Source organism: Roseofilum acuticapitatum BLCC-M154 (genome assembly GCF_030068475.1).
Lineage (GTDB): Bacteria > Cyanobacteriota > Cyanobacteriia > Cyanobacteriales > Desertifilaceae > Roseofilum > Roseofilum acuticapitatum.
The window spans coordinates 1-25630 of the sequence record NZ_JAQOSP010000076.1; the positions used below are offsets into that span (position 1 = coordinate 1).

General features: G+C 47.9%; 22 protein-coding genes. 10 read left to right on the forward strand and 12 right to left on the reverse strand.

Annotated features, from left to right (window positions below; translation table 11 throughout):
* The first annotated feature begins 338 nt into the window (after nucleotides 1-338).
* From PMG71_RS11045 to PMG71_RS11070, 6 genes are all read left to right on the forward strand, one after another.
* A complete protein-coding gene (locus tag PMG71_RS11045) occupies nucleotides 339-623 on the forward strand; it encodes a helix-turn-helix domain-containing protein (protein ID WP_283753737.1) in 285 nt (94 codons plus the stop codon).
* A 117-nt stretch (nucleotides 624-740) separates the two neighbouring features.
* Complete coding sequence (locus tag PMG71_RS11050; protein WP_283753738.1) at nucleotides 741-1391, forward strand: COP23 domain-containing protein; 651 nt, start codon at nucleotides 741-743, stop codon at nucleotides 1389-1391.
* Nucleotides 1392-1670: 279 nt separating this feature from the next.
* Nucleotides 1671-2594 carry a S1 family peptidase gene (locus PMG71_RS11055; RefSeq protein WP_283753739.1) on the forward strand — a complete coding sequence of 308 codons (924 nt, stop codon included), beginning with the start codon at nucleotides 1671-1673 and terminating at the stop codon, nucleotides 2592-2594.
* Between the two features lie 257 nt (nucleotides 2595-2851).
* Complete coding sequence (locus PMG71_RS11060; protein WP_283753740.1) at nucleotides 2852-3778, forward strand: S1 family peptidase; 927 nt, start codon at nucleotides 2852-2854, stop codon at nucleotides 3776-3778.
* A gap of 444 nt (nucleotides 3779-4222) precedes the next feature.
* Nucleotides 4223-5527: a hypothetical protein gene (locus PMG71_RS11065; RefSeq protein ID WP_283753741.1), complete on the forward strand. Its 1305-nt coding sequence runs from the start codon at nucleotides 4223-4225 to the stop codon at nucleotides 5525-5527.
* 450 nt (nucleotides 5528-5977) lie between these two features.
* On the forward strand, nucleotides 5978-6520 hold the full coding sequence (locus PMG71_RS11070) for an REP-associated tyrosine transposase (protein WP_283753742.1): 543 nt from the start codon (nucleotides 5978-5980) through the stop codon (nucleotides 6518-6520).
* Nucleotides 6521-7156: 636 nt separating this feature from the next.
* On the opposite strand, the gene PMG71_RS11075 is transcribed toward PMG71_RS11070, so the two are convergent.
* Nucleotides 7157-7924, reverse strand: coding sequence for a TIGR00297 family protein (locus tag PMG71_RS11075; RefSeq protein ID WP_283753743.1), 768 nt, complete (start codon nucleotides 7922-7924; stop codon nucleotides 7157-7159).
* A 19-nt stretch (nucleotides 7925-7943) separates the two neighbouring features.
* Between PMG71_RS11075 and PMG71_RS11080 the strand changes: the two genes are divergently transcribed.
* Nucleotides 7944-8375: a VOC family protein gene (locus tag PMG71_RS11080; protein ID WP_283753744.1), complete on the forward strand. Its 432-nt coding sequence runs from the start codon at nucleotides 7944-7946 to the stop codon at nucleotides 8373-8375.
* A gap of 56 nt (nucleotides 8376-8431) precedes the next feature.
* On the opposite strand, the gene PMG71_RS11085 is transcribed toward PMG71_RS11080, so the two are convergent.
* From PMG71_RS11085 to PMG71_RS11130, 10 genes are all read right to left on the reverse strand, one after another.
* The gene (locus tag PMG71_RS11085; RefSeq protein ID WP_283753745.1) at nucleotides 8432-8653 is read right to left on the reverse strand and encodes a hypothetical protein; all 222 of its coding nucleotides are present in this window, start codon (nucleotides 8651-8653) and stop codon (nucleotides 8432-8434) included.
* Nucleotides 8654-8764: 111 nt separating this feature from the next.
* Nucleotides 8765-10117: a transposase gene (locus tag PMG71_RS11090; protein WP_283753756.1), complete on the reverse strand. Its 1353-nt coding sequence runs from the start codon at nucleotides 10115-10117 to the stop codon at nucleotides 8765-8767.
* 227 nt (nucleotides 10118-10344) lie between these two features.
* Complete coding sequence (locus PMG71_RS11095) at nucleotides 10345-10572, reverse strand: type II toxin-antitoxin system MqsA family antitoxin (protein WP_283753746.1); 228 nt, start codon at nucleotides 10570-10572, stop codon at nucleotides 10345-10347.
* A gap of 19 nt (nucleotides 10573-10591) precedes the next feature.
* Nucleotides 10592-10873 (reverse strand): DUF4258 domain-containing protein, encoded by a 282-nt coding sequence (locus PMG71_RS11100; RefSeq protein WP_283753747.1) that lies wholly within the window; start codon nucleotides 10871-10873, stop codon nucleotides 10592-10594.
* Nucleotides 10874-11025: 152 nt separating this feature from the next.
* The gene (locus PMG71_RS11105; protein ID WP_283753748.1) at nucleotides 11026-11478 is read right to left on the reverse strand and encodes a type II toxin-antitoxin system VapC family toxin; all 453 of its coding nucleotides are present in this window, start codon (nucleotides 11476-11478) and stop codon (nucleotides 11026-11028) included.
* Nucleotides 11475-11750: a hypothetical protein gene (locus tag PMG71_RS11110; RefSeq protein ID WP_283753757.1), complete on the reverse strand. Its 276-nt coding sequence runs from the start codon at nucleotides 11748-11750 to the stop codon at nucleotides 11475-11477. The genes PMG71_RS11105 and PMG71_RS11110 overlap by 4 nt, the downstream gene beginning before the upstream one ends.
* A gap of 141 nt (nucleotides 11751-11891) precedes the next feature.
* Nucleotides 11892-12311: a formylglycine-generating enzyme family protein gene (locus PMG71_RS11115; protein ID WP_430541006.1), complete on the reverse strand. Its 420-nt coding sequence runs from the start codon at nucleotides 12309-12311 to the stop codon at nucleotides 11892-11894.
* Nucleotides 12312-12371: 60 nt separating this feature from the next.
* Nucleotides 12372-14570: a tetratricopeptide repeat protein gene (locus tag PMG71_RS11120; RefSeq protein ID WP_283753749.1), complete on the reverse strand. Its 2199-nt coding sequence runs from the start codon at nucleotides 14568-14570 to the stop codon at nucleotides 12372-12374.
* A 354-nt stretch (nucleotides 14571-14924) separates the two neighbouring features.
* Nucleotides 14925-15461, reverse strand: a complete 537-nt coding sequence (locus PMG71_RS11125; protein ID WP_283753750.1) for a DUF3782 domain-containing protein — start codon at nucleotides 15459-15461, stop codon at nucleotides 14925-14927.
* A gap of 292 nt (nucleotides 15462-15753) precedes the next feature.
* On the reverse strand, nucleotides 15754-16839 hold the full coding sequence (locus tag PMG71_RS11130; RefSeq protein ID WP_283753751.1) for a hypothetical protein: 1086 nt from the start codon (nucleotides 16837-16839) through the stop codon (nucleotides 15754-15756).
* Between the two features lie 161 nt (nucleotides 16840-17000).
* On the opposite strand from PMG71_RS11130, the gene PMG71_RS11135 reads away from it, so the two are divergent.
* Nucleotides 17001-18437 carry a tetratricopeptide repeat protein gene (locus tag PMG71_RS11135; protein ID WP_283753752.1) on the forward strand — a complete coding sequence of 479 codons (1437 nt, stop codon included), beginning with the start codon at nucleotides 17001-17003 and terminating at the stop codon, nucleotides 18435-18437.
* Here the strand turns inward: PMG71_RS11135 and PMG71_RS11140 are convergent.
* A complete protein-coding gene (locus tag PMG71_RS11140; RefSeq protein WP_283753753.1) occupies nucleotides 18434-21544 on the reverse strand; it encodes a hypothetical protein in 3111 nt (1036 codons plus the stop codon). The two genes, PMG71_RS11135 and PMG71_RS11140, sit on opposite strands and share 4 nt — an antisense overlap.
* Nucleotides 21545-21786: 242 nt before the next feature.
* Here PMG71_RS11140 and PMG71_RS11145 point away from each other — a divergent pair, with 242 nt between their 5' ends.
* A complete protein-coding gene (locus tag PMG71_RS11145; protein WP_283753754.1) occupies nucleotides 21787-22038 on the forward strand; it encodes a hypothetical protein in 252 nt (83 codons plus the stop codon).
* Nucleotides 22039-22217: 179 nt separating this feature from the next.
* Nucleotides 22218-25322, forward strand: coding sequence for a phosphoenolpyruvate carboxylase (gene ppc, locus PMG71_RS11150; RefSeq protein ID WP_283753755.1), 3105 nt, complete (start codon nucleotides 22218-22220; stop codon nucleotides 25320-25322).
* Nucleotides 25323-25630: the final 308 nt, after the last annotated feature.

Here is a 25630-nt window from a genome sequence, read left to right on the forward strand (position 1 = left end):
ATTCATGTCCGCGAAGCGGAAATACCCTAATTAAAAATCCAGGGAGCAAGATGCTCCCACTCCAGTCAGATCAAAGAATTCGAGGAGTGCGGGCATCTTGCCCGCTTCTTAACAAATTTTCATGTCCGCTTGCGGAAACCGGACTTGAATACAAAAATAGTTGTCAGCCTACAAGATTTGGGTATAACCTGCCCCTTGTATCTTAAGAGAGTAGGCGAACACAAGGGCACATTACTTTAGACTGAATCATTAAGATTTATCAAAATTTTCTCCCCATTCGCATAAAATGACCCGGATTTTCCTGAGAGATATTATAGACGGTCTCCAATTCGGGATGAATGAACACCAAACAACTGCTACGGGTTGCAGATACCCAACTTTATCGCCAAACCCAGAAACACCTCACAGATATCGAGCGACAGGTGTTAACGGCTTCTTTAGCGGGAATCTCTTATAAAAAAATGAGTAAAGAGATACCGAGAAGCCAGGAGCAACTGAAGCGAGTTGGCGCTCGGTTGTGGAAAAAGTTATCTCTGGTCTTTGGAGAAGAGATTCAGAAAAATAACATTCGCGGCACTCTAGAGCGCTACCTGGACGATCAGGAGTCTGAGGACAGTTCCTGAGAGGATTTTAAGTTTTTGTTAAGTTGCACCGAACGCTACCAAATGACACCAAATGCTACTTACAAAAGAGGCATAGAAGATTACTATAGGTGTATGTGTTTAGGAGAAATAAGTAGAATGAAAAAGTTATCAGTAATACAAATGTTAACGGCCGGTGCGATCGCCCTCTCTACGGTTCTTGTTGGCACTCAATCGACCCAAGGACAACCGGCTCCGGGACAATCTGGATTCTGGTGCGCCATGTCTTCAGGAGCGCCTGCAACCCTGTACCAAAATCGGCAAGGGGCTGTTGAACCTTGGATCTATTGGACTTCTGATGCCTTCTCCGGTTCCGGGTATACTCCGGAGCGTCGCTGTCAGGAAGTCAGTTCTCGTCTGGAAACCTATCGTCGCAATCGTCAATTGCAATTTATCACCGTGGGACGGATGAATAATCAGAGGGTGATTTGCACCGCCAGTCAGGTGAATGGACGGTGTGAAAACCTGATTTACACCCTGAAAGCGGGTCAAGATCCGATCGCCACTTTGTACAATTTCTTGGCATGGCGCGAAGGACAAGCGGCTACCCCGTCCTTGTTTGAGAGTTCCCAACCTTCGGCTCCTTCTACTCCCTACATCGATGTGCGCGATCGCCTAGGCGATGATAGCGCTCCTGCGGCTCCGGTTACCCAACCCTCTAACCCGGTGACTCCCAGTCGCCAACCGGTTGCCCCTGCTCAACCGGTGGCTCCCCCTCCGAGTAATTCGGGTGGAATGCGGGAATTGTAGGGCCGCATTTTTTGCCCTCTCCCTAAATCCCTCTCCCACTGGGAGAGGGACTTTCTACCCTTCTCCCGTGGGAGAAGGGGCTGGGGGATGAGGGCAGGGCGGGTTTACAGAATTGATCGGTGGGTATCACAGATTTGGGGTTAACCCGCCCCTACGGGGTTTGGTTGGTTGTAGGGGCGGGTTAACCAACCATTTAGGAATCCCACCGATCGCCTTTGTGAACCCGCCCAACCCCATGGGGCGATCGGCGAGATGGGGGCGGGTTTCCGCTTCGCGGACATGAATACATCATTGATTTGTGGGTATCGTAGATTTGGGTATAACCCGCCCCTACGAGGTTATGGGTTTTGTGGGGAAGGGTTTACGGGGTTGATGTTGTGGACAATGGGATGGGCACAAATGAAGAATCGACGTAGGTTTTTGTCTCTGGTGGGTACAGGTACGATCGCCGCTTTGGGGGCGATCGCCAGCTCGAAGTTAACCCCATCGGTTACAGCACAACAGATCTCCCCGGTTCCCGTGGATGTGGAGCGGTTAGCCCGATTGACATCCGTCCGGATTTTAACCTCGCGATCGTCAGGTTCCGGGATTCTGGTGCAGCGCCAGGGCAATATTTATACCCTGTTGACCAACTGGCATGTATTTGCCTTTAGCGATCGCCCCTCGATTCTCACGGCAGATGAACAACGATACCCTCTGCTGGAGGCTCCCCAACAATTGGGCGGTGCGGATATGGCGATCGCTCGGTTTGCCAGTCGCCTGTCCTATGAAGTCGCCCCCTTGAGTCCCTATCCAGCCACCGTGGGAGAGCCGGTTTATGCCGCCGGATTTCCCATGTATCACTGGGGAACCGTGCAACCGACCTTCGATTTAGGGGTACGAGCTTTTCGGTTGACCTGGGGAAATGTTTCCCTGGTACTGAATAAATCCCTCGCTCAAGGGTATCGTTTGGGCTATACCAACCGCATCGAGTCGGGCATGAGTGGCGGCCCGATTTTTAGCGATCGCGGTTTATTGCTCGGTATCAACGGTCGTTTAGCCAATCGCGATCCCGGCTTCGGGGTCTATATTTTCGAGGACGGAACCGCCCCATCCCCAGCCTTGTTAGAACAAATCCTACAAGCCAGTTGGGGCATCCCCATCGATACCTATCGAGCCACCCGTCCCTATCCCAGGCAAAGACCCCAACCCCTCTATTGGTGAAACCTGGCCACCCGGCAAATCCCGTAGGGGCGGGTTATACCCAAATCCAGGCCACCCAACCATACCTTCCCTAAACCCGCCCCCACCAGCACCAATAAACACCATAAAACCCCGTAGGGGCGGGTTATACCCAAATCCAGGCCACCCAACCATACCTTCCCTAAACCCGCCCCCACCATCACCCAAAATCCGGCATACCATCCCCTCCCACCACCAAAAAACAAAACAAAATGACCTCATATTATGGAGAAAGCATCATGAGAACCTACCAACAGCTTCAGGCTATTTTAGGCGGAACGGCGATCGCCACCGCCCTAGTCATCAGCATCCCTCAACCCTCCGTCGCTCTCACCGGACGCGAAGTCAACAACATCGCCAGAGAAATCACCGTTCTCATTCAGAGTAAACAAGGAGGTCATGGATCGGGCTTTATTATCGCTCGCAATGGCAATACCTACTCCGTTCTCACCGCCTATCATGTGGTTGATCGCGAAGGGGAATACGGTTTAATTACGTCCGATCAACAGGCCTATGAAATTGACTATAGCAAGGTTCAAAGGCTCCCTGATGTAGATTTAGCCGTTGTTGAATTTACCAGCGACAAAGATTATCAAGTCGCCAAACTGGGCACAGCCGAAACCTCAGAAGGTCAAGATGTCTTTGTTTCCGGTTGGCCGGGTTTAGGTGCAGTGGGACAGCGAGCCAATAATAGTGTTACTCGTCAATTCACCGATGGTCGCATCTCCGGTTACTTATCCCAACCCGTTCTCGGTTATGAAATGACCTATACCAATGTTACTCGCGGCGGTATGAGTGGCGGCCCCGTTTTAGATGCTGGAGGGCGCGTTGTTGGCGTTCACGGTATGGGAGACAAGGAAACAACAACAGGATTACTACCATTACTGCGTGAAGGATTTAGTGAAGAAGCAGCCGCACGTATTTCCAATCAAATCAAAATCGGCTTCAACTATGCCATTCCCGTCAGTACCTTCTTGCGTCTTGCCCCCCAAGCAGGCATTTATCTCAGCGTCCAAGTAGACAACGCTCCCGCACCAGAACTCGGTGAAGTTTACGTTGCCCAACCCCCAGATGAGCGAGACACCATCGACGACGTTAACCGCACATTCGACACCATTAATCGAGGCGTTGGTGTGATTCGGGGAATTCAACGTATTTTCCGCTAATCCCCAAATCCCGTAGGGGCGGGTTATACCCAAATCTAGAACATCTAACCAAAATCTCTCTAAACCCGCCCCCACCCCACCAATAAACCAACCCGATATGGTGGTATCGACATCGGGTTGGGCGGGTTCACAAAAGTTATCGGTGGGTATTCTAAATGATGGATGAACCCGCCCCTACAACACCAAACCCCAACCCAAAAATCAATCAACACCAAATCCCGTAGGGGCGGGTTATACCCAAATCTAGGACACCTAACCAAAAATCTCCTAAACCCGCCCCCACCCCACCAATAAACCCCAACCAATCAACAACACCAAATCCCGTAGGGGCGGGTTATACCCAAATCTAGAACACCTAACCAAAATCTCTCTAAACCCGCCCCCACCCCACCAATAAACCCCAAAAATCAATCAACACCATCCATTATTATCGAGGACAAAATCATGTCTAAACACCGTTGGTTCATATTAGGAATTCTCAGCTTTTTCGGGTTCGTTTTCGCCCAGGGCAGTTGGATTAATCGCCTATTAGCCCTTATCCTCTGCGGACTTTTAGGCGCTGACTCCGGGCTATGCATGGCGACAGTAGCCAAGTATTCTGGAAAAACCGTTGCCGCAACTCCTGCCATGGTTGAGGAGATTCTTTTAGCCCAGCGCTCCAGGGAATTTGATGATCCTCCCGTTGCACCCCCTCCTGGGAATAGTCAACCTGTACCAGCATTTCCACAGGATGCTGGGCCAGATTATATTCGACCAGATTTCGGCGATACTCAATCAAATCCTCAATCAATTCAATCTTCTGGAGACTTGACTTTTGTTAGTCATACTATTATTAGTTCTGATAGGCGGAAAATTGTTTTTCAGTCTCCGTCTACAGGTCTTGAAGAAGTTTACATTACTACATCTCCTAATTCAGCAGAATTTAAAATTTTGGAAATTTGGCTAAATAATATTCCAAATATTAGCGATCCTAGGGGTAAAAACATAAAGATATATTTTGATGATTCTTATATAGCCAAAGCAAGATTAGCTGATAATACAATGGTTCTGATTAGACAAGACGCAATTATCGTCACTTTACCTAATGGACAAACAGAGAATATTCCTATATCTCAATCACAATCTAGAAACCAGGGTGATTGGGATAAGATAAACTATATATCCCATGTAAAACAAAACATAAAAGAATGTGTTGACAAATACATAAAACAAGAAAAAAAGGTTGAAAACAATGTAAAGTTAGCTTATGCTTTCGTTTTACTTGCGGTTGGATATACCCTTGGTGGTATTGGTGCAGTGGTTTTGACTGCAATTGCAACAGCTTTTGTGACATGGCTAGAAAATGCTAAAATAGACAGTGATTATGATGATTATCGACTTAATAAAGCCCGAAGATTTTGTCAAGCTGAAGCTGATAATCAAAATAATTTAGGTCATGCACCTGTGATTACTAGCTTTACTTGCAGAGGCAATAGCAATTCTTGTACTGTAAAAGTAGGGGACTCAAACTACTTAACATTCACCTATACAGATCGAGATGGAGATGCAAGTGAATGGAAAAGTAGTAGTTACTCTGGAGAAATTAGTCCTCCAAATGGTCAAGGTTCAATTACTTTTGGACGCTGTACATGCGATTATAATCGTTATAACAATTGTCATCCTACTACAGTCACTTTTCGGGTGAGCGTATACGACAAACAAGGAAACGAAGGTCAATCAACTCCTATCAGGGTAAGATGTGAAGAATAGGAGATCAAAAAGATCCAATTTGTAGGGGCGGGTTCACCAACCATTTACAACACCCACCAATAACCTTCGTGAACCCGCCCAACCCGATGTCGATACCATCATTTCCGGTGGGTTATTGGTGGGGTAGGGGCGGGTTTAGGTCATTGATTTGTGGGTGTCCTAGATTTGGGTATAACCCGCCCCTACGGTGAACCTGCCCAACCCAATGTCGATATCATCATTTCCCGTGGGTTTATTGGTGGGGTGGGGGCGGGTTTACGACATTGATTTGTGGGTGTCCTAGATTTGGGTATAACCCGCCCCTACGGTGAACCCGCCCAATCCGATGTCGATATCATTATTTCCGGTGGGTTATTGGTGGGGTGGGGGCGGGTTTAGGGCATTGATTTGTGGGTATCTTAGATTTGGGTATAACCCGCCCCTACGGGTTGTTGTTTTGGTAATATGAACATGAAATATAATCCCAAAATTCATCATCGTCGTTCCATTCGCCTGCCGGGATATGATTACAGTCAACCGGGTTTCTATTTCATCACGATTTGTATTTACCAGCGCGAATGTTTGTTAGGCGAGATTGAAGAGGGAATCATGAAATTAAGCCGTTATGGTGAAGTTGTTGAATACCATTGGTTGAATTTAACGCGCATTTATTCCCATATTGCCTTAAATACATTTGTGATTATGCCGAATCATTTTCATGGTATCATCGAGATTAAATATCAAGATAAAGATCGTGACCTAGCCAAAATTGTGAGAACATTCAAGACGTTTTCGGCGCGTCAGATTAATCAAATTCGGTTAATGAAAGGCATTCCGGTATGGCAAAGGGGATATTACGAACACATTATCCGGGATGAAGATTCATTAGCCACAATTCAACAGTATATTATAGATAATCCGTTGAAATGGGAAACGGATGAATTGTATACATCACCCGATTTCCATCAATGCGTAGGGGCGGGTTATACCAGCATTTGGGAATCCCACCAATAACGTTGGTGTTCATGTCGCGCAGCGAAACCCGCCCAACGGGATGTCGATACCATCATTTCCGATGGGTTATTGGTGGGGTGGGGGCGGGTTTAGGTCATTGATTTGTGGGTATCCTAGATTTGGGTATAACCCGCCCCTACGGGGTTTCGTGGGTTGTAGGGGCGGGTTATACCACCATTTAGAAATCCCACCAATAACGTTGGTGAACCCGCCCAATCCGATGTCGATATCATCATTTCCCGTGGGTTATGGGTGGGGGAGGGCGGGTTTACGACATTGATTTGTGGGTGTCCTAGATTTGGGTTTAACCCGCCCCTACGGGGTTTCGTGGGTTGTAGGGGCGGGTTATACCACCATTTAGAAATCCCACCAATAACATTCGTAAACCCGCCCAACCCGATGTCGATACCATCATTTCCCGTGGGTTATTGGTGGGGTGGGGGCGGGTTTACGTTATTGATTTGTGGGTGTCCTAGATTTGGGTTTAACCCGCCCCTACGGGGTTTGGTGTAGGGACATTGTGGTGAACCCGCCCAATCCGATGTCGATATCATCATTTCCCGTGGGTTATTGGTGGGTGGGGGCGGGTTTACGACATTGATTTGTGGGTGTCCTAGATTTGGGTATAACCCGCCCCTACAGGATAATGGCGTAGGCGAACAAAACGGCAAACATCGCCCCCAATGCGGTGTTGATGATGTTCACTCGTTCATTGGTTAGCCAACTCATTTCGCTCTGTAAGGTGGCTCCAATCAGGCTTTCGATGTTTGTGGCTAAAAATGCCGCTACTAGGCAGTAAAGGACACCTAGGGGGCTGATCAGACCCACAAACCAACCCACTAGGGCAAGGGCGATCGCCCCCACCATCCCGGCTAAAGTTCCCTCTAAGCTCACCGCTCCCTCGGTTCCCCGCGCTACCGGTTGCAAAGTAGTAATCAGAAAGGTGCGTTTTCCGTAGGCTTTACCGACCTCGGAAGCGCAAGTATCGGACAATTTGGTGCTAAAACTGGCCACATAGGCCAAACCTAACCAGGGAATCAGTTCATCTGACCCCCCTTGTAGACGAATCCATAACACCCCCACAGCACAGACTGCACCCACCAAAGCAGACCCCCAGACATTTTCCGGCCCCCTTGCACCTGAGCGTTTTTCGGCAATTCCTTCAGCTTCTTTTTCGGCTAACCCAATGCGGGTGACTCCTGAACCGACCAAGAAATAAAACCCGACCACCGCATAACCGGGCCATCCCAGGGTTCCCCAGACGAGTACCCCCAAAATCCAAGCATGAATCACTCCTGCCAGGGTTAACAATTTTTTCGGCGCTAATGCCACAATGGTTAATAAGACCGTATTCAGAATTACGGCAATCATCCAGGGATTGGTGAAGATGGTTAAATCAGTCATTGAGGATAAGGCTTAGAGTATGGACAGTGTTTTATTTCATCTGGCGTTCCCGGTGCAAAATCTGGAAGAGACCAAAGCCTTTTATGTGGAGGGTTTGGGCTGCCAAATGGGTCGAGAATCGCGCCATGCTCTTATTTTAAGCTTGTATGGCCATCAGTTGGTGGCCCATGTCACGGATGAGCCTTTAACCCCACAAACGGGCATTTATCCCCGTCATTTTGGCTTGGTGTTTCCCCAAAAGTCGGATTGGGATGAGCTGTTGCAGCGATCGCAAGATCGGAATTTGCGTTTCTTTCAACAACCTAAACAACGGTTTCCAGGGCAATTAACCGAACATTTTACCTTTTTCTTAGCCGATCCCTTTCAGAATTATCTAGAATTCAAGCATTACTGCCACCCAGAAGCCATTTTTGGAGCGCGGGAAATGACTGCTGTGGGCGATCGCACTTAATATACAGAACTTTCGGCAATCTGCTGCCTCAGTTTTACAATTACTTTGATACTTCGCTACTCGTTGGGCATGACAGGAGTTAGGTGATAAATTCTAGCCAGTTGCGAGGCGGTTTTAATGTTTTTGTTTTGGAGAGCAACACGCAAATGATCGAGTTTTTGGGCTTCTTCAAGGGATAGATAAGGCGACCAATCATGATCAGTGTAGGTGAGGGTGATTTCGATTTCTGCGAGGTATTCACCTTGGCGGATGATTTTGGTTTCGGTTTTAGTCTTCATGGTTTTCTAGTTTTGTAATCAGTTTCCCAACGGTCAAGAGTTGGACGGTAAGCCGTAATTAAAACTAATGTTTCAAGAAACCGGGTTTCTTGTACAATACCTTCGCCAATTTTAGAGGGAAGCGGTAGAACCCGGAGCCTTGTGAACGCGACCTAGGGAGTAAATGCGTGCAAAGATGTCAGGTAATAAAACTGGATCTGGTTTTTCCCGAAGCAGTTTAATGATTTCTCGTACATACTTATCGCCCCGACAGATAGCCTTGAGGTCTAATATGCTTTTCGGTTTATGCTCCCACATGCCCTTTGTCCGCAAATAGTAGGACATATTAACCATAAAGAATGATAGATTAGCGGCTCCCGTCACTCCGGTTTGGTTTACATTCATAAAATCCTCCAGCCCCCAAAATTGTTTGGCATCTCTAAAATTAAATTCTATTTGGAAGCGCAGACCATAGTAGTCAATCAATTTGTCGTAAGCTAAACTCAAATCACTCGAAAATAAAATTACATGACTTGTTGCCAGATTTTTTAGGTTAGTTTTGACGATAACTACTACATTCAAAGGTTGAGCAAATTCTTTATGTAGTAGCTCTAGTTGATAAATTTTGGTTTGGCATCTTTGGTCAGTTTTTCTATCTTTTAAATAAGTACAAGGTATGCTGTCTATCTTAAGTTTATATCCATATTTTCTCCGGCACTTCTTCTCTGGCTCCGGATTTTCATAAGGTAAATATAAGGCAGAGTCATGTCGTAATTTGGATATTAACTGTAGATTAAGCTGTCGAGTCATTTGCAGTGCTTTATTATTCCCAAAGTGACCGTCCAGTAGTAAATAAGTCACTGGTAGCAAGGCTCCTAGCTGTTTTAGCAATGCCTGAATCCAACCCTTGATTCGCAGTAATTCCGGGTTAAGTTCCACCTCGATTTTATTCTTATTCTTACTATTCCTCGGTCTTCCTCCCTTGTTTTTCTGCATTTTCTGATGTTTTTTGTTCTCTGGTTGGCTCTTTTGGGCTGGTTTTTTCTCCTCCTTTTTCAAGATGGTTTGTTCGATACGAATTGGGAATGAATGTCTTTGTTGAACGCTGATTAGTGATAAGGAAAAAAAAGATAGCCCTGATACCGATTTTCCATATAAACTCGAAAAAAAGCGCTCAACTCCATAGGTTTTTTTGCCAGCTTTGGTGACAACCACCTCATCCCCAGCCAGTAGATAAACTTCCGACGGGCACCACAAATGTTGCCGGAAAAATACAAGAAGCATAGTTGCCCACGGTAGAGTCGTATTAAAAAACCGTTGTATAGTTCTATAGCTTCCACCCTTCCCCGTCCACCGGGAAATCCCCAGCATGGTCACGCGACCCGTCATAGCCAGCATCGCCTGGATGATTCGGCTCAATTGACGCATACTCGTGGCCCCGATGTATGGTTGCAAGCATTGTAAAAGTGTTAATATGTCAAGCATGGGCTGGGTATAGAGGTTGTAGTTGTGGTTGACAACAACCTTACTATACCCGGCTCTACCCTTTTTTGGCGAAGGTATTGTCCAAGAAACCGGGTTTCTGGTCTTCACCCATCCCCAATCTTATTCCCCAAGAACCGTAGGGGCGGGTTTTACCCAAAACTCGAACACCCACCCATCAATTCTCAAAACCCTCCCCCACCCTGTAGTTCAATGAACCGTTGCCAATTTTAAGAAAACCCTGCCACCTCCACAGAACGAGCAACCGCCAATTCTTTCCGGTGTTGCTGAATCGATTCAATCTTGTGCAAGGTTTCTGCACTCAAATACCGTTCTCCACAATGGGGACAATTGATGATGGGAATCCCTTCAATAATTAATAAATCCTCTCCTTTCCCATAAGTTCGGGTGACCTCTTGAATATTAACCCCTTCATTGCCACAAATATCACAGAACATAATCTTTTATCCTTGACGGTTATAGAACATATACTGTAATGATAACAACTTTCCCTGTCCGACCCAATTTAACCACCACTTCTAAGTCTTGATTGTCTAAACCCGTGCCTCGAATTCGGAATTTAGATTCATAGGTATTCCTGTCTCGTTGACGTTCGAGAATTTCCCCCGTAAGAATCCCTTGCTCAACATCATAAATGCTTAATCCATCATCAACCATCTCTTCCTCTGCATGGGTCGTCATCACATACCGATCAGAAGAAACTTTTTCACGAATATCTCTTAAAATATCATCAAACATCAATTAAATTCCCCGTAGGGGCGGGTTATACCCAAATCCAGAACACCCACCCATCAACTCCCTAAACCCGCCCCCACCCCACCCATGTCTAGAAACCCGGTTTCTCCAAGAAACCGGGTTTCTGGTTCCCACGAGAGTAAACCTTCACTCATTTACTCTCCAACGACTAGATCCTGGGGATCTACTATCACAAGAGTAGATTGAATCATAAAATCCCTAGGATTAAAAGTGAGAATATGGGTGATATGATGAGAAATCATGACCGCAACTAAACGAGCATCATGCGTCCGTTTGCCCAGGATGCGATCGCCAGTCACGAGATCTAACCAATGGTAAAATATTTCTGGGGACTCTTCCAGTAAAGGGAAGCGATCGAGTAGTTCATCAATAATGTGGTGTGTTGTTTCAGGAGTCCACCCTAAACCATTAACTGTTACAGGGCGTGTTGCCACTACCCAAAGCTCAATGAGAACCTGGGCAGTCAAAAAACATTCATCTCCTTGGTTGAGCAGTAACCTCACCGCTTCTCTGGCTACATGATACCGTCTATCATCAGGGTTACTCAAGCGTAAAACGACATTGGTATCTAAAAGATAGTCTGTCATTCTTCGTACAGAGAATCGCGGTTAAACGCTTCATCTGGTAAACTAATATTCGTTCTTGCCAGTCCAGAAACCCAATCACGAAACTCTTCCGCTCGTTCTGTTGGGGTTGTGTTTTGCCACAACTTCCTATTCTGTCCAGTCGGATAACGCTCTTGAGCTTCAATTGAATCGATGAAATCAGCAACTTGGTTTAACTGTTCATCATTGAATTGGTCTAGCTTTTCCTTTATTTGCTCAAGTAACATGGTTAGGCGATCGCACTCACTAAACATATTCAATTATATCGCCAATTCCCCGTAGGGGCGGGTTATACCCAAATCTAGAACACCCACCAATCAATCCTGTAAACCCGCCCCCACCCCACCGGGAAATCTCGCCGGAGGCGAGTCACAAGAGGGCAAAAGGACAGAGGGCTATAAAGTCCTGCCCGACACAAGAGGAAGGACAACCCGCAGCCCGAAGTTGTAGCAACGATTGACGGGATGGTTGATGTCCCGATTCGCGCAACGACAATCCCACGAATAGCTGAAGTTCCAAGAACCACCGCGTATTACTTTTGTAGTATTAGGCGATCGCCTAGCACTCCCATCAATCGGCGCATTTTGATAATCATTATCATAATCATCTTCGCACCACTCCCAAACATTGCCACTCATATCACAAATCCCCAACTCATTCGCCTTTTTACCCCCCACATCATGGGTTTCGCTGCCAGAATTACCAGAATACCAAGCCACCTCATCCAGGTTATTACTGCCCGCATACTCATAACCCTTGCTCCGGTTGCCCCCACGCGCCGCAAACTCCCATTCCGCCTCGCTCGGCAGCCGCACCGGTTGCTCAATCAGTTCTGAGAGCTTCCGACAGAACTCCTAGCATCATAACTAAATCCTCTATAATTTCTTTCCACACAATATGCAGAATTGGGGGTTCCTTCTACCTAGAATGTAGCCTGCTAAACCTCGCTGTTTAGCAAAAAATCCACCACTAGCCCCTAAAGACTGCGGCAACGTTCTTTTTTTGCATTCGTCACAAATATAAATAGACATCCCGTGCGGTAACGCTCTCTGTATCCCTTGTATCCCTTGTCTCCCTTGCCCCTCCTCTGCTCGTTGCTTCGCTTCCTTCTCCCGTCTCCTTTGCTCCGCCTCCGCCTCCTTCGCCTTCCGGCGCTCATCCGTCCACCAGCGCTGCAACTCCTCATACTTCTGCGCTGCACTCTCAGAACCCAACTCTACCGCCTGGGCATAATTCGCCAGCGCTGTTTCAATATCCTGCAACTGCCGATGAACATCCCCCCGCGCCTCATGAAACTTCGCCTGATTCGGTTGCAAATTCACCGCCTTATCCAAATCCGTAATTGCCTGCTGGAGTTCTCCCAACCCCCGATAGGCTAAACCACGCTGATAATAAGCAATAGCGCGAGGAGCCAGAGTAATCGTTTGCTCGAAATCATACCGCGCCCCCTCATAATCCTCTGCTTCCAGACGCTTCACCCCGCGACGATAGCAAGATTGGGCAATATCCAGTTGCCGCGAGTCTCCCACCACCGACAAACAGCGATTCAACTTCGCCACATATCCCTCATCGGCAATATTCAACGCACTCCCCAGAGTCTCCAGAGGCTCACCGCTCCCTGGTAGCTGACGTTGGGAAAGCCAACGGTTAATAGAAATTTCCATCAACTGCTGCGTCGGACTAGAATCCGGTAAATTCGAGAATGCCAAAGCCACATCCAACAGCAAACTGGGCACATCAAACCCCACTTCAGCCGACGCTTCTATCAACGCTTGATAGTGAGTCAGGACAATTTCCAGAAGCGGTTGCACCTCATAATCAGGCATCCCCTGAATAAACTCAGCCAGCAACTCCGGCATTTTCGGCGCACTGCCATGACGCAGCAAATGATAGTCATCCAGCGCCATCCCTGCCGCCAGACAATGGAGTTGACTGAGATATTTCTTCAGCCGAGCAATCCCCGAAGGCGTGGGGCGATATTCAACTGCAACTTTGACATTCGAGGCTATACGTTTTTCTTCTCTCAGCAGTTTCGCTAAGTTAAACTCGTCAATCTCATTTTCTTTAGCATCACTAATGGCTTCTTTAACCTCCGCTTCTGTGAGTTTCTCTTTCTTCTGCTGCCACTCCCGCGCCAACTCTCGCTGCACGTCATACATAAACTCCTTATGGGAAAACTGGAATAAAATCGATTCTTTCTGCCAGTCCAATTGTCCCGCATCCCAGGAAAACAGAGAAAAATTGAGCAAATCCCCCGCAACTTTCGACTCTAAAATAATGGTCGGCACAGCCGCAAACAGATAATGCAACGACAGCACCGCCGCCCCATCTTTCATCCGGTTCGTATCCCAAAGTCCCGCAATCGGTTTTGCCGGGCGTTCCGAGTCCCGTTCCGGATAATGACGACCCAAAAAATTGCTCAATTCATCTTCAATATGATTCGCCATTCGCGGCAGTCCAGAACCCGCATTCGGATAGCGGTCAAATTCCACATCCGGAGGCGAAACCACCACCAAAGGCGGAATCGGCAACCGGTCTCGATATTGCTCATAATATTGCATCAAAGGTTTAGGCGGAGTCCGCCAAGGTTGGTTATCGAGAATGCGCCGCTCTTCATCCGTGTCTCGATTAATTTTAGCCGTCAAGAATGCCATAAACAGGCTGAATTCCTGCTGACTTTTTTGCAATTCCCGTTGCAGTTGTTGCCGTTGCGCCTCTAGCCAGCGTTCATGTTCAATGCGCGAGGCTAACCGCCGGTTTTCCGAGTCCTGAATATATCGAGTTAGGGCTTCTTGATGTTCCCTGGAGAGTTCGGCTTGTGCGGCTTGAAATTCTCGCGATAATGCCGCTTGCTCCGCTTCATGTTCGCGCCGTTGCTCTTGCAGGACATATTGCAATTTCAAGCCTTCCAATTGGATTTGTTGTTGCTTGTGGGCAATCTCCCGTTGATTAGCGGCTATGATTTCAGTATTTTCTTGTCGGCTATCGATAATGGCTTTAGTGGGAAATAAAACAGATTTAGCCCAATTTCCAGCTCTTTGCCACCATCCTTGTTTTCCAGGCAGTGATTTCATGATAATTTCCTCCGATAATGTGGTAGGGTGTGTTAATGAAATGTAACGCACCATTTTTGGTGGGTTTAGCGAGGGGGTGGGGGCGGGTTTAGGGAAGTTTTGGTTGAGTTTTCTAGATTTGGGTATAACCCGCCCCTACAGGATTTCATTTTTGATTTTGCATTTTTAATTGTTCATTGATTCACCATTTTTGGTGGGTTTACGAGGGGTTTGCCCTCTCCCTAAATCCCTCTCCCACGGGAGAGGGACTTTTGCTCCCCTTCTCCCGTGGGAGAAGGCTTGCCCTGAGCGAAGCCGAAGGGGGCTGGGGGATGAGGGCAACTGTTAATTGTTCATTGTTAATTGTTCATTGCCTCACCAGGTGCGCGGTTCAAATCCTGCATCATTGGAAATTTCCACCGTATTGCCCGATGGATGAATGACAAATAAGCCATTTTGATAGGCATATCGGTCTACCCCTCGGTCAATTTCAATCGCGGCAACTGCTCCATAGGCGCGATAGGTTTGATAAGTGGGAAATGATTGCTTAAATCGTAGCAGTTTATCCAAAAAATCATCCACATCATCTCTGGATAACCGAGATTTACACTCAACTACCACCACATCTGAACCATTCACGCCCAAGATATCAATTTCCATCGCTAATCCCTGTCTTCGCTGCCGAGCGCGAGAGAAGGTTTGGTCTATTTCAATTCCCCGCTCTTGAAATAATCGCACGACGGCAGGCTCGACTAATTCTTCTACAAATCGCCCCCAGCGCGTGGTTAACCCGGCGACTTCTTTACTGGTTTGGGCGACAGTTTTCTCCAGTTTTTTCAGTCGTCGGTCTGCTTCCGCTTGGGATACTTGGAAAAGTTTGTAGATGTCTTCAATGGTAATTTGTTCGCTCATGATGATGGTTTATCCTAGTCAATAAGTAACACATTTTTCTTTGCTATACAGTCCATCTCGATCCCCCTAAATCCCCCTTAAAAAGGGGGACTTTTGCTGCCCCCCTTTTTAAGGGGGGTTGGGGGGATCTTTTCTTGCTGTACTTCATTAGATCGTAAACTCGTATAATGAAATGTAACGCACCATTTTTGGTGATTTTGCGATAGGGTGGGGGCGGGTTTATGGAAGTTTTGGATGAGTTTTCTAGATTTGGGTATAACCCGCCCCTACGGTGGATTGTTTGCTATTTTGACTAACTTTGCTTGTAGATTAACAAGGCGGCATCTGACCAGGTTTTGGCATAGCCTAAATCTTGTCCGTTCGCGGTGTATGCATGATGATTATTACAATTCCAATTCCCGGCAAGATTGCCACTATTCCAATAGAAGGTATTACCGTTATACGTGCCAACTTTACTGCCATCAAGCGAAACTCTATGGTCATAATCCCAGTAGGTAATCTTACACCCAAAGGTCATGGATTCAGTGTTTCCTAAATGGCTGGTAAACCAAGAGGGTTGATTGTGACTTGTGGATGCCATGTAATCGTGGCTGGTATCCATGGCGACTTGAAATTGCTCGACGGGAATTTCTACACCGCGCCCTTCTGGTGAACCCGAATCATTGACAATGACATGGGTGGGTTGCAAGGTGTGGGGGTCAATTTTCACGCTAATCACTTGTACAATATGGTCGGCAGGTTGTCCTGCGAGTAAATGGGGGTCGATGATTTCGGGTAACCATTCGACGGTGGAACTAACCCCAACAAAAACCTCTTCACCCTGCTTTAATTTGGTGCTGATTTCGGTTAAATTTGCCCCCACATGGCTCTCGACAGGAACGTGGGCTTGATCGGCCAAAAGTTTGCCAAAGTCCTCACTAGGGGTTCCATGGGCGGAGTCGTACCAACCTCGCTGTTCGGCATAGTGGCTCAGTTGCGCTTCTGAGTAGTGGTGGTGGGTGAGATGCTCGATCGCCGATTGCTGGGCAGCAATTCCACAGCTATAATCATTTTGCTGCTGATGCCAATAGTTCATTTCTTCAGCAGGATGCCCCACAACCCACGATTGGTCTTGATTAGAGTCATAATGCTGGTGATTCCAATGATCGGTTTGCTCGTTATAGGTACTGTAAGGGTCTGGATTGCTCCTGGATGTAGGATCGCTGTGTAAGCTAGTGGTGGTATAGTCCCAACTGTGGGGTTGCCACTGGTGGGGATAGGGTTCGGGTGTACTGGTATCGGGTAGGGTGGGATGATAGTCGGGACTAGAATCCGGGGTGGTGTCGTGGTGGGTATCGAGTTGTGAAGATTGACTAGAGTCGTCTGGGTAAGTGTTCATGGTGGGGAATTTAGGGAATGGGGAAATATCCATACCCCGATCTTAGTTCCTTGGGAAAAGTAGGATGACTCATTTTGCCCAAATTGCTCTCAAACCCTTACACTGTAAGCTATAGAACTTGGGAAAATTTTTAATTTTTAATTTTTAATTTTTAATTGATCATGCCTCGTCCCCAATATCGGAACCCGAAACGTAAAGCTTGTGCGGAGATGCTGGTGGCTGCCCTGTTGTGTGAGGTGAATCAGGGGGCGTTTTCTTCATCTGGGGAAAAGGTGCGTTTAAGGACTCAGGATTACGGGATTTTTGTGCGGGGGACTCCTGCTGCTTTGTTAGATTTGATGGAGTTCTATAGCGAACAACCTGATTTTCCGGCGAAGAAGGGGAGTGTGGCGCTGTTTCGGCAGTTGGGTTCGGTGAAGGTGCGGAGGGAAGGGTTGCGGGATACGCTGACAGATATGGGGAGGGAGCGGTTGGGGTTTACGGATGAGGAAAAGAGGTCTCCACGCAGTTCGCCAATTCGGGAGTTTCGTCTCAGGTTGCACTATGCACCGACGGAAGTTAGGGATAATCTGAGGTGGTTGTTTGGGGCGAATGGGGAGTGGGATAGACGCGCTCAAGAGCAGTCTAGGGTGAGGGGAAAAGAAGGGGTTCATCCCTTGGTGCGAGAGACGCAGCAGAAGCTTTTAGAGTATTTGTATGAGGCGATTAAGCTGTTTCCGAGCGATTTGAGTGAGTTTACGCCTTCCCATGGTGAAAGTATTGCTCCGTATGTGCAAATTATGGCTTCGGCTCTGGATCAGGATGGGGTTTTGGATGAGATGATTGGGCCGATGTTGATGCTGAATTTGGGTAAGTTTTATTTGGCAACAAATGAGTTGGATTTGGCTTTTCCTCGGTTTGAAGCTTGTGTGCAGTCCGGAGGAGTGACGGGGGCGAATGGCTGTCATTATTTGGGGGTGTGGTATACGCGGCGCGAGGATTACTCAAGGGCGGAATATTATTATTTACAGGCTCTGCAAGGTCGAGGGGCCATTAGGCGCGATAATCGCCACCCGGATCTAGGAGCAACTCACCACTGTCTAGCATTGCTTTATATTTACCAAGGTCAGTATGCTTTAGCGACAAACCATTTACAAACCGCCCTGGATATCTGGCAAGATCGCCCGTTTTCCTTGGCTCGTGGCTTGCAGTTACAAGGGGAATTGTGCTTAAGATCCCAGGATTTAAGCGGTGCTAAAGATTACTTTATCCGTGCGCTGGAGCTGGCAGGAGAGCGCCAGGAACACAATGCGATCGCGATCGCCGAATGTCTGCGAGGACTAGCCAAAATTAATGCTAAACAACGCCATTATCAAGCGGCTCGACAATTGTGGCAAGAGGCTCTAGATTTAGCGAGTCGGTTTCGCTATCAGGAGCATCCCCTATACCCCCTATTAATGGCAGATTTGGCGGCGGTGCATGGGTTTTTGGGCGATTCGTCCACAGCCCAGCAATTGTACAAAACAGCACTCTGTAAGGCGGGAAACATCTACGGAGAACAGCATCAAGTGGCGATCGCCATTTGCCAGGATTACCATCATCTCTTCCCTAAACCCTAATTGTTCATTTTTAATTGTTCTTTCCAGTCAATCTCAGGAGTTTGGGCTAGTTCTGTGGCGATCGCCTCAGCACCATAACGATTAAGATGACTAGGATCGGAAAAATAGTCATATTCTCCCCCCGACCAGAGCATCATCCAATCTTGAACTTGTAACCCCAAGTCTGCTTGGGTGCGTAGATAGTCCTGAAACTCAGATTCAAACGTCATGCGGGCGGGATCTAAATAGACATCCGTTAAGGGCATATTCACAAACACCAAATTTACACCCATATCTTGGGTATAAGCCAGGGTATTTTTCAGAGCTTCATCCTGCTCGCCCTCTAAATTAAAGGACTCATAATCGCGATCGTAGGCTCCAGAAACCTGGGGATGATGCTCATAGTAGGTATCAGGATCGAACTGAATTTTAAACGGGAGAAACCCATCCGGATTGAGGATCGCCGGTTGTAGCATTTCTGGGTCTTCAACCAGGGAGGTGGGTGAAGTTTGTTCAGGCAAAAGCTTGGATAAACTTTTCTGAATCTGACCATGGAGGCGATCGCGTTGAGGATAAACCGCAGAAAGCGACCCCAAACCGGCTTCTAGCCAATCATTCGCCTGTTCGTAGCTCTGGGTAATCGAAAAGCGCTCTAACCCCTCATTGCTCTCCTCAGAAGTCTGCGCTGAGGGCTTCCCAGACCAAGGCGTACCATACTCCGGTCGAGTCAAGGTTTGGGCCTGTAACTGCTGATACCCCTCAGAACTGGCGATCGCCGCATAGGTCAGATCCTCCCGGCCGCTATTAAAGGCCCTCGTGCCATCCGCCCAAATAATCACTTTCGGCAACTGCTCCGGAGTCAACAATTCCCGAATCACCCAATCCACCACCTTAGCCGTAGCCCCATTAATACCAAAATTATAAATACTCACATCTTCATACCCTTGATCTGCCAAATCCTGGCGCAATCGTTGCGGATCGATCCCTCGCAAAGCACGGGATGAGCCAATAATCAGCACATCCGGCGCACCCTCCTCCAACATCAGGGCATGATAGCGCCCCAAATGCTCATCAATTAGTTGATTATTAAACGTCGGATAGGGAGAGGGAGGACTTAAACAATTATCCGCACACTGTTCTGATGTCTCCTCCTGATTCGCCAATAAACTCTCATCACTCGCATTCGCTGGATTGCCTCCTAAACCCAAATAGCCGGGAGCGATCGCCCCATTAGAGGCATTCGGATTTGCGAGTTGGGTTAATTTATACCCCAAAAACCAATCGATTTCCAGGGTAAGCAACAATCCTAGAGCCGACCAGACCAAAGCAATCATCAATTGGGGATTCAGGCGATCGCGCCAGCGACGGGTTTCCGGTTTGTCCCAATCTGTTGTCGCTTCTGGTAAATAGGGGGCAAGTGTACCCTCAATGGGTGCAGATTCTGTATCGGGGGCCAGAAGTCCACTGCTGACTAACACCTGTTGGCAACGTTGAAGTAAAGAAACTTTCGGCCGACTCTTGTTTACGGCAACGGCAGATGGAGAGTGAGCATTAGGAACATGATGCTGGGGTGAAGTCAATTCTTCCTGAGTCTCTTTTGCTACTCCTGATGGAGCAGAGGAGGAATCTTGCCAGCGATGGGGCGCACGATCGAGAGCAATCAGATCGCCCACATAGGCACTACTAGCAGCAAATTCTGGGGGCGCTTCCGAAATGAGCCGTTTTCTAGATTTAAAGTCAACACCATAGTTCCAACGGGGGAGTTTTTGCCCCGCTCTGCGTCCATACACCCGCACACCGGCAATCCCTGGTATCTTCAGTTGCCGCAGGAATTTGGCAACTAAGGGCCCGACTTGCCGTTGGTTGGGACAAACTGGGGCATCACTCATCACATGCAAGAGGTCTTGTTTGAGGAGCAGTTGAATGCGAATGCCTCCGGTACTCAGTTGTTGCTCAATGTCGGGGTTGAGTAAGCGATTGAGGAGAAATTGTAGAGCGACTTGATGGCCCTTTTGGGCTAATTCCAGGGTAGATAAATTGAGGTTAGTATCGGTTTTGGCGGGCAGATCCAGCCAATCGACCCAAGCGGGGGTCGATTGATTATTCAGATGACCGTAAATGGTGGCTGCATGGATACCTTGGGGGGCGATCGCATCCAGGAGGCTTTGAATCTTGTGCATCACCCGGTCTCGATCGGGAACCGTTGTCCCCCGACAAAATAGGTGTAGGGTTGATTCTTTGAGAATAGCCGAGATATGCAGTTGGGTTTCTGGGGCTAAAACCTGGTCAATCAGGCGATTGATCGCGGGGACATCCCCCCATCTTGCCCATTGATGGAGCATCACCGAGCGGGGAGTGAGATCCACCAATAACACCCAATCGGGGGAGGGTTCACCATGGACTTGACAGGCGATCGCCGCATCTCGAAAGCCCGATAGCTCTAATTCCCGCAGTTGTCCGGCAATTTTCGGCCCGAGGAGACTAGAATCGGGGCTATAGTTGCTGTAAATTCCCACATGGAGCCGCTTAAATGCGGTGTCCAGATGGTTGTGGCGTTTGAGGGTTTTCACCTTAACCTTAACTCCAATGCCCAGAGGACTGAGGCTTTCACTCAGATAACGGGCGATCGCATGGGGATTTCCTTCAGCCGCCAAATTCCGATTCGAGACCACCATTCCTATGGGAGCCTCCTTGCTCATGGGGTCAGCCACCGCCGCCGCAGACCCTAACATGCTCTTTTCTGGAGTCGGGGTTGGCACTTCTGTCTTCGTGCGATCCAGATGTCGATAGCTGACTGGATTGGCGTTAGAGGCGATCGCCAGCTTACCCAGATCGATTTGTTTCGTCCATTCTGGATAATTGGGGCCGCTCACCCGGCCATAAATCCAGAGTTGGTAAATGGGCGGTTGATCCTCTGGCAAGAAGCCCTCTAAGGAAGTCTGGGATAACCCTTCTACTAAACGCGACTCCACACAATCTTGGGATGGACAATGGGGAGCGCTTTCACAAAGAATATGGAGAATATTGCCCCGTACTCGGACTTTTACTTTTCCCACCTCTGGGCCAATCCGATCTTGGGCCCATTGGCATAGAGTTGTCCAATTCCCGACTGTGTGAGTAGAATTCATGGGCGGTATAGGGGAGATGACATCAAAGGGGAGTGGGAAGAGTAAGACCAATCTCCATGCATGGTATTACACAATGGGATGGAATAGGAGATTATGCTATGATAAAGCAACTTTTTCAGGATGAACCCAGCCCGTCAGATGGGATAAATCGTGCCATGAGTGGGGGCCATGAAACCCCAGAACTCGATTCGTGGGATTGTGCTTGATTCTTAACCAACTTTATATCGTTTTACCTCAAAAATATGCAACCTTCTAACCCCCTTGAACGCGATCGAGAGTCTGCCCCTGCTGTTTCAACTCAAGGAGTATCGACTCTTCTTAGTTTAACAACTCTGCCCGTTGTCCTCGGTCTCTTGGCTCTGAAGAATATGGGCCAGTTTTGGCAACAAGTCGGTCAAGACTCAGAAGAAGTTTTTCGCGGCGATCGCCTGCCCTTGCTCACTACAGCCCACCCAGACTCCGCCAACATCCTCTCCGCAAGCCTAAGACAGTAAACTCTTTTTCGGTAGAAAACTGTTCATTATGGACAGTTTCTTACCCCTCTCCCCTTGACAATCAAAAGCAGACCAACCGCCCGCAAATTATAGATCGATTCACCAATCGATCGTCACTCCCGTCAAAGCAACCTTCACCCCCTAGAATGGTTGAGTATCACTAGCTGGATAAGAATTCGATGAGTTCAACACTTCACCCCTCAAACCCTAGCTTGAGTACCGTATCGGTTAATAGTTCGCTTTCCCCCTCCGATGAAGTCGTAGCCAGTCTGACTTCTGAGTTGCTTTTGCGTCACCGCCTGAAATTAGTGGAACAATTGTGGGAGTCGGTACTGCAACAAGAATGTGGCAGTGAGCTGATCGCCTCAATCAAGGAAATGCGTAACCTCTGCTCCCCAGAAGGTCAAGCCCCCAATCTGGTCAACCCTCAAACCCAAGCCTTAATTGAAAACTTAGATTTGAATGCTTCCATCCGTGCCACTAGAGCCTTTGCGCTCTATTTCCAGCTCATCAACATTGTTGAACAGCATTATGAGCAAAGGGGGCAACAGCAGCAATATTGGGATTCCCCTGCACCAGTTAACCCATCTCCTAGTGCAAGTAATGCACAATCGGAAGAGTCTCCCCCAGAAACCTTTAAACCCAAACCTTGGAGTGGCAACCTAAGTAAGATCCGCCGTGATTTAGGTACATTTCATTCCCTATTTCCGAAACTTAAAGAACTGAATGTACCCCCCGGACAGATTCAATCCCTGATTAATCAACTGGATATCCGCTTAGTATTTACGGCCCACCCCACGGAAATTGTCCGTCATACCATTCGGGATAAACAACGGCGGATTGCTAAATTGCTCCAACAACTGGATCAATGGGAAGAAGGAGTAGTGGCAACCAATGGGAATTCGGCCCCCATTCCCTCCGCTATCGCCAACAAAATCAATGAGAAAACAGAACAACTGCGCCAAGAAATCCGCCTTTGGTGGCGTACTGATGAGTTGCATCAATTTAAGCCGAGGGTACTTGATGAAGTGGATTATACCCTACACTATTTTGAAGAAGTTCTCTTTGATGCCATTCCCAAACTCTATCAAAGGTTTAAGCAAGCCCTAAAAGCCACCTTCCCCTCCTTAACTCCCCCTCAATACAAGTTTTGTACCTTTGGCTCTTGGGTGGGATCGGATCGCGATGGTAACCCCTCCGTGACTCCCTCCGTAACCTGGCAAACTGCGTGCTATCAGCGAAATCTGGTGTTAGAAAAGTATATTGGTTCAATCAAACACCTGATTAATATCCTGAGCTTGTCTTTGCACTGGAGCGACGTGCTGCCGGAATTGTTAGAATCCTTAGAACAAGACCAGCAGCAACTTCCCGTAGTCTATGAGCAACTGGCGATCCGCTATCGTCAGGAACCCTATAGACTGAAGCTATCGTATATTCTAAAACGCTTAGAAGAAACCCGCGATCGCAACTTACAATCAGAAATACAAGTCACCCATCGGCCCATGATTGGCCAAGACGGAAGACCCAGATTTCCTGAAAGTAACATCACCACCCACAGCTATTTATCCAGTGAAAGCTTCTTAAAAGAGCTACAACTGATTCATAGCTCCTTGACTGAAACCGGTTTCTATTGCCGAGAACTCGAAGATCTGATTTGCCAAGTGGAGATTTACGGCTTCAAACTCGCCCATCTTGACATCCGCCAAGAAAGTTCTCGCCATAGCAGTGCCCTGAACGAAATTACCGAATACTTGCGGATACTCCCCAAAGCCTATGATGAGCTGACGGAAGAAGAACGGGTGAGATGGTTAGCGACCGAGCTACAAACCCTGCGCCCCCTGATTCCGGGAGAACTCCCCTTTTCTGAGACCACCAACGAAACCATCGAAACCTTACGCATGGTGCGTCAACTCCAGCAGGAATTTGGTCAGGAAATCTGTCAAACCTACATCATTAGCATGAGCAATGATGTCAGTGATATCCTAGAAGTCTTGCTCTTGGCCAAAGAAGCGGGACTCTATGATCCGGCCACAGGAGTGAGTACCTTACAAGTGGTTCCCCTGTTTGAGACCGTAGAAGACCTCAAACGCGCACCCAGGGTGATGCAATCCCTGTTTGATTTGCCCGCCTATCGAGCCGCGATTTCGGGTGGATATGAAGGGTTGCAACAGCAAACAACGGCTTTGCAAGAAATCATGCTCGGTTATTCCGATAGCAATAAAGATTCTGGGTTCTTAAGCAGTAACTGGGAAATTCACAAAGCCCAAAAAGCCCTGGAACAGGTGGCTTCTCCCTTTGGGGTAGAACTGCGGATTTTCCATGGTCGCGGGGGTTCTGTGGGTCGAGGGGGCGGGCCAGCCTATGAAGCGATTTTAGCCCAACCGAGCCGCAGTATTAATGGCCGGATTAAAATTACGGAACAGGGAGAGGTGTTAGCCTCTAAGTATTCCTTACCGGAGTTAGCCCTGTATCATCTGGAAACCATGACCTCCGCAGTGGTGCAAGCGGGAGTCCTCGGCAGTGGTTTTGATGATATCGACCCCTGGAATGAGATTATGGAAGAATTGGCGATTAAATCGCGATCGCACTATCGCGCTCTGATCTACGAACAACCCGACTTTATCGACTTCTTCCACTACGCTACCCCTATCCAGGAAATTAGCCAACTGCAAATTAGCTCCCGTCCCGCTCGTCGGGGAGGTGGCAAAAAGAAAGGTCTTTCGGGACTGCGGGCGATTCCTTGGGTGTTTAGCTGGACTCAGGCTCGGTATTTGCTTCCGAGTTGGTATGGGGTAGGGACTGCCTTACAGGAGTTTATCGATCAAGAACCGGAAGAACACTTGAAACTGCTGCAATATTTCTACTACAAATGGCCGTTCTTTAAGATGGCCATCTCGAAAGTGGAAATGACCCTTTCTAAGGTGGATTTGCATATTTCTCGACACTATCTGGAAAAACTCTGTCCCCAGGAGGAACTAGCAAGACTTGAACCGGTGTTTGAGCAAATCAAAGAGGAGTTCTATCGCACTTGTCAAGTGGTTCTGGCGATTACCAGCCATGAGCGGCTTTTGGATGGAGAGCCTATGCTTCAGCGATCGGTGCAGTTACGCAATGGTACGATTATTCCCTTGGGTATGTTGCAAGTCTCTCTCTTAAGCCGTCTGCGTCAACATAATGTGGGTAGTTCCTCTGGGGTAATTTCTCGCTATAGTAAGGGCGAATTACTGCGGGGGGCTTTGCTCACTATTAATGGTATTGCGGCAGGAATGCGAAATACCGGTTGATATCAAGTCTGCTCAATCAGTTATAGTACGTCATTGCGAAGGTCGCGGCGCGGAATGAAGCAATCGCAACAATCCCGGTAATCTTGGCGATTGCTTCCCTTTCCATTTCGTGGACATGAACGGTGGCAATGACAACTGTTTAACAGGACTTGATATCAAGTTCGCTTATTCATGTCCGCGAAGCGGAAATACCCTAATTAAAAATCCAGGGAGCAAGATGCTCCCACTCCAGTCAGATCAAAGAATTCGAGGAGTGCGGGCATCTTGCCCGCTTCTTAACAAATTTTCAAGTCCGCTTGCGGAAACCG

Coding starts and splice junctions, on each gene's coding strand:
- PMG71_RS11070 (WP_283753742.1), top strand. CDS start 5,978: ATGAAATATAATCCCAAAATTCATCATCGTCGTTCCATTCGCCTGCCG.
- PMG71_RS11135 (WP_283753752.1), top strand. CDS start 17,001: ATGCCTCGTCCCCAATATCGGAACCCGAAACGTAAAGCTTGTGCGGAG.
- PMG71_RS11130 (WP_283753751.1), bottom strand. CDS start 16,839: ATGAACACTTACCCAGACGACTCTAGTCAATCTTCACAACTCGATACC.
- PMG71_RS11140 (WP_283753753.1), bottom strand. CDS start 21,544: ATGAATTCTACTCACACAGTCGGGAATTGGACAACTCTATGCCAATGG.
- PMG71_RS11095 (WP_283753746.1), bottom strand. CDS start 10,572: ATGTTCTGTGATATTTGTGGCAATGAAGGGGTTAATATTCAAGAGGTC.
- PMG71_RS11050 (WP_283753738.1), top strand. CDS start 741: ATGAAAAAGTTATCAGTAATACAAATGTTAACGGCCGGTGCGATCGCC.
- PMG71_RS11085 (WP_283753745.1), bottom strand. CDS start 8,653: ATGAAGACTAAAACCGAAACCAAAATCATCCGCCAAGGTGAATACCTC.
- PMG71_RS11080 (WP_283753744.1), top strand. CDS start 7,944: ATGGACAGTGTTTTATTTCATCTGGCGTTCCCGGTGCAAAATCTGGAA.
- PMG71_RS11075 (WP_283753743.1), bottom strand. CDS start 7,924: ATGACTGATTTAACCATCTTCACCAATCCCTGGATGATTGCCGTAATT.
- ppc (WP_283753755.1), top strand. CDS start 22,218: ATGAGTTCAACACTTCACCCCTCAAACCCTAGCTTGAGTACCGTATCG.
- PMG71_RS11145 (WP_283753754.1), top strand. CDS start 21,787: ATGCAACCTTCTAACCCCCTTGAACGCGATCGAGAGTCTGCCCCTGCT.
- PMG71_RS11090 (WP_283753756.1), bottom strand. CDS start 10,117: ATGCTTGACATATTAACACTTTTACAATGCTTGCAACCATACATCGGG.
- PMG71_RS11110 (WP_283753757.1), bottom strand. CDS start 11,750: ATGTTTAGTGAGTGCGATCGCCTAACCATGTTACTTGAGCAAATAAAG.
- PMG71_RS11105 (WP_283753748.1), bottom strand. CDS start 11,478: ATGACAGACTATCTTTTAGATACCAATGTCGTTTTACGCTTGAGTAAC.
- PMG71_RS11060 (WP_283753740.1), top strand. CDS start 2,852: ATGAGAACCTACCAACAGCTTCAGGCTATTTTAGGCGGAACGGCGATC.
- PMG71_RS11120 (WP_283753749.1), bottom strand. CDS start 14,570: ATGAAATCACTGCCTGGAAAACAAGGATGGTGGCAAAGAGCTGGAAAT.
- PMG71_RS11045 (WP_283753737.1), top strand. CDS start 339: ATGAACACCAAACAACTGCTACGGGTTGCAGATACCCAACTTTATCGC.
- PMG71_RS11065 (WP_283753741.1), top strand. CDS start 4,223: ATGTCTAAACACCGTTGGTTCATATTAGGAATTCTCAGCTTTTTCGGG.
- PMG71_RS11055 (WP_283753739.1), top strand. CDS start 1,671: ATGAATACATCATTGATTTGTGGGTATCGTAGATTTGGGTATAACCCG.
- PMG71_RS11100 (WP_283753747.1), bottom strand. CDS start 10,873: ATGTTTGATGATATTTTAAGAGATATTCGTGAAAAAGTTTCTTCTGAT.
- PMG71_RS11125 (WP_283753750.1), bottom strand. CDS start 15,461: ATGAGCGAACAAATTACCATTGAAGACATCTACAAACTTTTCCAAGTA.